The sequence below is a fragment of the Streptomyces arenae genome (assembly GCF_022343545.1).
GTDB classification, from domain to species: domain Bacteria; phylum Actinomycetota; class Actinomycetes; order Streptomycetales; family Streptomycetaceae; genus Streptomyces; species Streptomyces humi.
This window is the reverse complement of record NZ_JAKQYH010000006.1, coordinates 118,117-126,423: the sequence shown is the minus strand read 5'-3', so window position 1 is coordinate 126,423 and position 8,307 is coordinate 118,117. Positions and strand designations below refer to the sequence as shown.

Annotated in this window: 5 protein-coding genes; 4 read left to right on the top strand and 1 reads right to left on the bottom strand. The window is 69.8% G+C overall.

All coding sequences use genetic code 11. The features are described 5' to 3' along the window. The first annotated feature begins 5 nt into the window (after positions 1-5). Genes nuoL through nuoN form a run of 3 tightly spaced genes read left to right on the top strand, consistent with a single transcriptional unit; the run spans position 6 to position 5,175 of the window. Entirely contained in the window at positions 6-1,952 is a 1,947-nt protein-coding gene (gene nuoL, locus MB828_RS03400; protein WP_133027467.1) for an NADH-quinone oxidoreductase subunit L, read from the top strand. 5 nt (positions 1,953-1,957) lie between these two features. After that, a complete protein-coding gene (locus MB828_RS03395; RefSeq protein ID WP_133027466.1) occupies positions 1,958-3,529 on the top strand; it encodes an NADH-quinone oxidoreductase subunit M in 1,572 nt (523 codons plus the stop codon). After that, positions 3,526-5,175, top strand: coding sequence for an NADH-quinone oxidoreductase subunit NuoN (nuoN, locus tag MB828_RS03390; protein WP_301646854.1), 1,650 nt, complete (start codon positions 3,526-3,528; stop codon positions 5,173-5,175). Before MB828_RS03395 ends, nuoN begins: the two co-directional genes overlap by 4 nt. A 115-nt stretch (positions 5,176-5,290) precedes the next feature. Here nuoN and MB828_RS03385 read toward each other — a convergent pair whose 3' ends face one another. After that, complete coding sequence (locus tag MB828_RS03385) at positions 5,291-5,812, bottom strand: hypothetical protein (RefSeq protein WP_301646853.1); 522 nt, start codon at positions 5,810-5,812, stop codon at positions 5,291-5,293. Between the two features lie 378 nt (positions 5,813-6,190). On the opposite strand from MB828_RS03385, the gene recQ reads away from it, so the two are divergent. Then, positions 6,191-8,212: a DNA helicase RecQ gene (gene recQ, locus MB828_RS03380; protein WP_430381322.1), complete on the top strand. Its 2,022-nt coding sequence runs from the start codon at positions 6,191-6,193 to the stop codon at positions 8,210-8,212. The last annotated feature ends 95 nt before the right edge of the window (positions 8,213-8,307 follow it).

Genomic DNA, 8,307 nt, shown 5'->3' with positions numbered 1-8,307 from the left:
GAATCGTGGAGAACCTCATCGCGCTGCTGATCGCGGCGCCTCTGCTCGGAGCGGCCGTCCTCCTGGTCGGCGGCCGCCGCCTGGACGGCGTGGGGCACTGGATCGGCACCCTCCTGTCCACGGCTTCCTTCGTGTTCGGCGTGATCCTCTTCGCCGACCTGCTGGGCAGGAACGCCGAACACCGCACACTCACCCAGCACCTGTGGACGTGGATCTCCGTCGGCAGCTTCCAGGCGGACGTCACCTTCCGCCTCGACCAGCTGTCGATGACGTTCGTCCTGCTGATCACCGGCGTCGGCTCGCTCATCCACGTGTACTCGATCGGGTACATGGAGCACGACGAGCGCCGCCGCCGCTTCTTCGGCTACCTCAACCTGTTCCTCGCGGCGATGCTGCTGCTCGTCCTCGCCGACAACTACCTGCTGCTGTACGTCGGCTGGGAGGGCGTCGGTCTCGCCTCCTACCTGCTGATCGGCTTCTGGCAGCACAAGCCCAGCGCGGCGACCGCGGCGAAGAAGGCCTTCCTGGTCAACCGCGTCGGCGACATGGGCCTGTCGATCGCGATCATGCTGATGTTCACGACGTTCGGCACCTTCGCCTTCGGGCCGGTGTTCAGCCACGTCGGCGACGCCTCCGAGGGCAAGCTCACCGCGATCGGCCTGATGCTGCTGCTCGCCGCGTGCGGCAAGTCCGCCCAGGTCCCGCTGCAGTCCTGGCTCGGGGACGCCATGGAGGGCCCCACCCCGGTCTCCGCCCTCATCCACGCGGCGACCATGGTGACCGCCGGCGTCTACCTGATCGTCCGCTCGGGCGTCGTCTTCAACGCGGCCCCCGACGCCCAGCTCGTCGTCACCGTCGTGGGCGCCGTCACGCTGCTCTTCGGTGCGATCGTCGGTTGCGCCAAGGACGACATCAAGAAGGCCCTCGCCGGCTCGACCATGTCGCAGATCGGCTACATGGTCCTCGCCGCCGGCCTCGGCCCCATCGGCTACGTCTTCGCCATCATGCACCTGGTGACGCACGGCTTCTTCAAGGCCGGGCTCTTCCTCGGCGCCGGCTCCGTCATGCACGGCATGAACGACGAGGTCGACATGCGCAAGTACGGGGGCCTGCGCAAGTACATGCCGGTCACCTTCATCACCTTCGGCCTCGGCTACCTCGCGATCATCGGCTTCCCGGGCCTGTCTGGCTTCTTCTCCAAGGACAAGATCATCGAGGCGGCGTTCGCCAAGGGCGGCACCGAGGGCTGGATCCTCGGCGCCTGCGCCCTGCTGGGTGCCGCGATCACCGCCTTCTACATGACGCGCGTCATGCTGATGACGTTCTTCGGCGAGGAACGCTGGCGCAACCAGCCCACCCGCTCCCCGCAGGCGCCCAGTGCCGAACCGGCCGCCGAACACCACGGCGAGCACGCGGAACCCCACCCGCACGAGTCCCCGAAGGTCATGACCATCCCCATGATCGTGCTGGCGGTCGGCTCCGTGTTCGGAGGTGCCTTCTTCAGCATCGGCGACCGCTTCCTGCACTGGCTGGAGCCGGTCACCGGCCACAGCGAGGGCGACTCCCCGCTCAGCGCGGCCACCGTCACCGGCGCCACCATGGTCTGCCTGGTCATCGGCGTCGGCATCGCCTACCTGCAGTACGGCCGCCGACCCGTCCCGGCCGTCGCCCCGCGCGGCTCGCTGCTCACCCGCGCGGCCCGCCGCGACCTCCTCCAGGACGACTTCAACCACGTCGTCCTGGTCCGCGGCGGCGAACACCTCACACGCTCCCTGGTGTACGTCGACCACACCCTGGTCGACGGGGTCGTCAACGGCACGGCGGCGGGCTTCGGCGGCCTCTCCGGCCGGCTGCGCAAGCTCCAGAACGGGTACGCGCGCTCGTACGCGGTCTCGATGTTCGGCGGCGCGGCCCTGCTGGTCGCCGCGACCCTGCTGATGAGGGCGGTCTGATACCGATGTCCTTTCCTCTGCTGACAGCGACGGCGGCCCTCCCGGCCGTCGGAGCGATCGCCACGGCCGCAGTGCCGGCCGCCCGGCGCACCGCCGCCAAATGGCTCGCGCTGGTGGTCTCGCTGGCCACGCTGGTGCTGGCGGTCGTCGTCCTGGTCCGCTTCGACCCGGGCGGCGCCCGCTACCAGCTCACCGAATCCCACCCCTGGATCGCGGACTTCGGAGTCAGGTACGACCTGGGAGTGGACGGCATCGCCGCCGTCCTCATCGCCCTGACCGCCCTGCTGATCCCGTTCATCGTCCTCGCGGGTTGGCACGACGCCGACCCGCTGGAGACCGGCAGCAAGCGGTGGCGGCCCACCCAGGGCTTCTTCGCCCTGATCCTGGCCGTCGAGGCGATGGTGATCATCTCCTTCGAGTCCACCGACGTCTTCCTGTTCTACATCTTCTTCGAAGCCATGCTGATCCCGATGTACTTCCTCATCGGCGGCTTCGGCGACCGCGCCCACGAGCACGGCGAGGAAGCGGCGTCCACGCAACGGTCGTACGCCGCCGTGAAGTTCCTGCTCTACAACCTGGTCGGCGGACTGATCATGCTGGCCGCGGTCATCGGCCTCTACGTGGTCGCCGGGAACTTCTCCCTCACGGAGATCGCCCAGGCCCGCGCGAACGGCTCGCTGCACATGGCGACCAGCACCGAACGCTGGCTGTTCCTCGGTTTCTTCTTCGCGTTCGCCGTGAAGGCGCCGCTGTGGCCGCTGCACACCTGGCTGCCCAACGCCATGCAGGAGTCCACCGCCCCCGTCGCCGTCCTCATCACCGCGGTGGTCGACAAGGTCGGCACGTTCGCGATGCTCCGCTACTGCCTCCAGCTGTTCCCGGAGGCGTCGAAGTGGGCGACACCCGTCGTCCTCGTCCTCGCCGTGATCGGCATCATCTACGGCGCGCTGCTCGCCGTCGGCCAGCGCGACATCAAGCGCCTGGTCGCCTACGCGTCGATCTCGCACTTCGGCTTCATCATCCTGGGCATCTTCGCGATGACCAGCCAGGGCCAGTCCGGCGCCACGCTCTACATGGTCAACCACGGCATCTCCACGGCCGCCCTGATGCTGGTCGCCGGCTTCCTGATCTCCCGCCGCGGCTCACGCCTCATCGCGGACTACGGCGGTGTGCAGAAGGTCGCCCCGGTGCTCGCCGGCACCTTCCTGATCGGCGGCCTGGCGACTCTGTCCCTGCCGGGGCTCGCCCCCTTCGTGAGCGAGTTCCTCGTCCTGGTCGGCACGTTCACGCGCTACCCGGCCATCGGGATCGTGGCCACCTTCGGCATCGTCCTCGCCGCGCTCTACACCCTCGTCCTCTACCAGCGGACGATGACGGGCCCGGTGAAACCGGAGGTCTCCGCGATGCCCGACCTACGCGCGCGTGAACTCGTGGTCGTCGCCCCGCTGATCGTTCTGCTGATCTTCCTGGGCGTCTACCCGAAGCCCGTCACGGACATCGTCAATCCGGCGGTCAAGCAGACCATGTCGGACGTACACAAGACCGACCCCAAGCCCGAGGCGGAGGCGGCCAAGTGAGCGCAGCAGCCGTCCACAGCCTGTGGACAACCGCGGCCGACCCGATCACCAAGATCGACACGCCGAAGATCGAGTACGGACAGCTGTCACCCACCCTGATCGTCGTCGGCGCGGCGATCGTCGGGGTGCTCATCGAAGCGTTCGTCCCGCGCAAATCCCGCTATTACGCACAGGTGTTCGTCTCTGCCGTGGCTCTGTGCGCGGGCTTCGCGGCCGTCGTCGCCCTCGCCGCGGACGGCTACGGCACCACGAAGGCACACATCGCCGCCATGGGCGCGATCGCCGTCGACGGACCGTCCCTGTTCCTCCAGGGCACCATCCTGCTGGCCGGACTCGTCGGCCTGTTCACCTTCGCCGAACGCCGGCTCGACCCGGCCGCCCACGGCAACCGCGTCGACTCCTTCGCCGCCCAGGCCGCGTCGGTCCCCGGCAGCGACAGCGAACAGGCCGCCGTCAAAGCCGGGTTCACCACCACCGAGGTCTTCCCGCTGCTCCTCTTCGCGGTCGCCGGCATGCTGGTGTTCCCCTCGGCCAACGACCTGCTGACGCTCTTCGTCGCCCTGGAGGTCTTCTCCCTCCCGCTCTACCTGTTGTGCGCCCTGGCCCGCCGCAAGCGCCTCATGTCACAGGAAGCCGCCGTCAAGTACTTCCTGCTCGGCGCCTTCGCCTCCGCGTTCACCCTGTTCGGCATCGCCCTGCTCTACGGCTACGCGGGCTCGGTGTCGTACGCCACCATCGCCCAGGTCGTCGACGGCACCGTCACCAACGTCGACCCCGCCCTCGCCGGCACCATGGGCAACGACTCGCTGCTCCTCATCGGCGCCGCGATGGTCGTCATGGGCCTGCTCTTCAAGGTCGGCGCCGTCCCCTTCCACATGTGGACGCCCGACGTCTACCAGGGCGCACCCACCCCGGTGACCGGCTTCATGGCCGCCGCCACCAAGGTCGCCGCCTTCGGCGCGCTGCTGCGCCTGCTGTACGTCGTACTCCCCGGCATGCGCTGGGACTGGCGGCCGGTCATGTGGGGCGTCGCGATCATCACCATGCTGGGCGGCGCGATCGTCGCGATCACCCAGACCGACATCAAGCGACTCCTCGCCTACTCGTCGATCGCCCACGCCGGATTCATCCTCGCGGGTGTCATCGCGACCTCGAAGGACGGCGTGTCGTCCGTCCTCTTCTACCTCGCCGCGTACTCCTTCGTCACCATCGGTGCCTTCGCCGTGGTCACCCTGGTGCGCGACGCGGGCGGCGAGGCGACACACCTGTCCAAGTGGGCGGGGCTCGGCCGACGGTCGCCCCTGGTGGCCGCCGTCTTCGCCGTCTTCCTGCTGGCCTTCGCCGGCATCCCGCTGACCTCGGGCTTCGCCGGAAAGTTCGCCGTGTTCAAGGCGGCGGCCGAAGGCGGCGCGGTCCCGCTGGTCGTCATCGGTGTGATCTCGTCGGCGATCGCCGCGTTCTTCTACATCCGCGTGATCGTCCTCATGTTCTTCAGCGAACCGAGGCCCGAGGGCCCCACCGTCGCCGTACCGTCACCGCTCACCATGGCCGCCATCGGCCTGGGCGTCGCCGTCACCCTCGTGCTCGGCGTGGCACCCCAGTACTTCCTGGACCTGGCCAACCAGGCGGGAGTCTTCGTGCGCTGACACATCCGGTACGACCGTGGGCCCCGGTTCCCCGCACAGGAACCGGGGCCCCCGCGCGCGTGCCCGACGGACACCACCGGTCGTACGCCATCGACCGGGCACACGCCGGACACGACTACGCGCACGCCACCGTCGGATTCCACGGCGCGAACAACCCGCTCGGGTTGTCCTTCCAGATCCACGCCCGCAGCGTGTACACCGGACCCGCGACCCCCGGCACCGTCGTCGGCCCCTGGAACGTCTGACCGAACAGCGTCGGCGCGGTCGTGCCCGTGCCGGCCCGCACGATCCACTCCACCCCGACCAGCGCACGCCCGCCGTCGCCGTCCGCCTCGTACAGCAGGCCCGCCGGCCCGGCCGGGTCCAGACCGCCGACGTTGTCGGACTTCACATAGTGGTAGCCCGCGCCTCCCACGCCGGACCGGGCGTCGCAGCCGGCGGCCCGGGCGTACCCGTCCGTGACGGCGAACGGCTCGTACTCGTAGTCCGCCGTCGCCGTGTACGTCGGAGTCAGATCCGTCCACCCGAACGGATCGGCGGCGGCCGGGACAGGGGCCGCGCCGGCGGGAACCGCGGCCAGCGCGAACGGCACGGCCAACGCCAGAGCGACGCCGGCAGCGCGGGACCTGAGAGACATCCTGAAGCTCCTCGGGGCGGAAGAGGCACGCGGGCCGCGGCGCCTCCGTACGACGCGGGCCTCCCCGGTCCCGCCCGTGCAGCATCGCCCGGCCCGCCGCCGGGCCGCCACGCGAAGGCGGCCAAAGGGCTGAGGACACCGCCGGACGGGCGACCCCGGCTCCCCACAGCCGCGCCCGCTCCCGCACCGCACCCGCACCCGCTCCCGCACCGCACCCGCACCCGCGTCGCACTCGTACCCGCATCGCACTCGCACCCGCTTCCGCAGTACCCTCGCGCCCCTTCCCGGGCGGCCGGCCTGTGGATAACTCCGGCGCTGTCGGTCCGGACCCCTATCGTGGAGGCAGTGGTCGAGGGACGACGTACGGGGGACACGACGATGGGCGGGACGGGCGGAACCGACGAGATGCCAGGGACGACCGAGACGCCGGAGGCGCCTCTCCGGCCCGGACCGACGGACAGCGAGGCACTGGCCACGCTGCACCGGGTCTTCGGGTACGACGCCTTCCGGGGCGAACAGGAAGCGATCATCGAGCATGTGGTGGCGGGCGGTGACGCCGTCGTCCTCATGCCCACCGGCGGCGGGAAATCGCTGTGCTACCAGATCCCCGCCTTGGTCAGACCAGGTACGGGCATCGTGGTCTCACCACTCATCGCCCTCATGCAGGACCAGGTGGATGCCCTGCGCGCCCTCGGCGTGAACGCCGGGTTCATCAACTCCACCCAGGACTTCGACGAGCGACGCGTGGTCGAGGCCCAGTTCCTCGCCGGTGAACTCGACCTGCTCTACCTGGCCCCCGAACGGCTCCGCCTGGACTCCACGCTGGACCTGCTCGCCCGCGGCAAGATCGCCGTCTTCGCGATCGACGAGGCACACTGCGTCTCCCAGTGGGGCCACGACTTCCGCCCCGACTACCTCGCCCTCTCCCTGCTCGGCGAGCGCTGGCCGGACGTCCCCCGCATCGCGCTCACGGCCACCGCCACCCGCGCCACCCACCAGGAGATCACCCAGCGGCTCCACATGCCGGCCGCCCGGCACTTCGAAGCCAGCTTCGACCGGCCCAACATCCAGTACCGGATCGTCCCCAAGGCCGACCCGAAGAAACAGCTCCTCGCCTTCCTGCGCCAGGAACACGAAGGCGACGCGGGCATCGTCTACTGCCTCTCCCGCAAGTCCGTCGAAGCCACCGCGGAGTTCCTCAGCCGCAACGGCATCGAGGCCGTGCCCTACCACGCCGGCCTCGACGCCGGCACCCGCGCCGCCCACCAGTCCCGCTTCCTGCGCGAAGAAGGCCTGACCGTGGTCGCCACCATCGCCTTCGGCATGGGCATCGACAAACCCGACGTCCGCTTCGTCGCCCACCTCGACCTGCCCAAGTCCGTCGAGGGCTACTACCAGGAGACCGGCCGCGCCGGCCGCGACGGACTGCCCTCCACCGCCTGGATGGCCTACGGCCTCAACGACGTCATACAGCAGCGCAAACTCATCCAGTCCGGTGAGGGCGACGAGGCCTTCCGCCGCCGCGCCCAGGCCCACCTCGACTCGATGCTCGCCCTGTGCGAGACCGCCCAGTGCCGCCGCGGGCAGCTCCTGAACTACTTCGGCCAGGCCCCCGACCCGGCGGGCTGCGGCAACTGCGACACCTGCCTCACCCCGCCAGAGACCTGGGACGGCACCGTCGCCGCCCAGAAGGTCCTCTCCACAGTGGTACGACTGCAGCGCGAACGCGGGCAGAAGTTCGGCGCCGTCCAGATCGTCGACATCCTGCTCGGCAAGCGCACCGCGAAGGTCATCCAGTTCGACCACGACCAGCTGTCCGTCTTCGGTATCGGCACCGACCTCGAAGAAGGCGAATGGCGCGGTGTCGTCCGGCAACTGCTCGCCCAGGGACTGCTCGCGGTAGAGGGCGAGTACGGCACGCTGGTACTCACCGAGGCCAGCGGAGCCGTACTGCGACGGGAACGCGAAGTCCCGCTGCGCAAGGAACCGAAGAAGCCGGTGGTCTCGCGCGCCGCGTCCACCGGGACGTCCGGATCCTCGGGCAGGGGCAAGGCGAAGGCGGCTGTGGCAGAGCTGCCCGAGAACCTGCTCCCCGCCTTCGAGGCACTCCGTGCCTGGCGCGCCGAGCAGGCCCGGGAACAGGGCGTACCGGCATACGTGATCTTCCACGACGCCACTCTGCGGGAGATCGTCAGCCGCTGGCCCGAGTCCGTCGCCGAACTCGGCACCATCGGCGGTGTCGGCGAGAAGAAGCTGATGACGTACGGCGAAGGCGTACTCGGCGTGCTGGCCGCTCTGAACACGCCGGCGCCCCCGGCTCCTGCGACGGTCGAAACCGGGGACGACGACCACTGGCCCGAGATGGACGCGGAACCGGAGCCGGAAGACGACTGGATATAGGCCCGTCTAGGCCGCGGAGGCGAGGGAGGCCGCGGAGGCCACGGATGCCGCGAAGGTCACGGGGGCCGCGGGTGCTGTGGATGTCGCGGACGCTG

Bases quoted from the DNA above. Each gene is read 5' to 3' on its own strand.
- MB828_RS03395 (WP_133027466.1), top strand. From the start codon at position 1,958: ATGTCCTTTCCTCTGCTGACAGCGACGGCGGCCCTCCCGGCCGTCGGA.
- MB828_RS03385 (WP_301646853.1), bottom strand. From the start codon at position 5,812: ATGTCTCTCAGGTCCCGCGCTGCCGGCGTCGCTCTGGCGTTGGCCGTG.
- recQ (WP_430381322.1), top strand. From the start codon at position 6,191: ATGGGCGGGACGGGCGGAACCGACGAGATGCCAGGGACGACCGAGACG.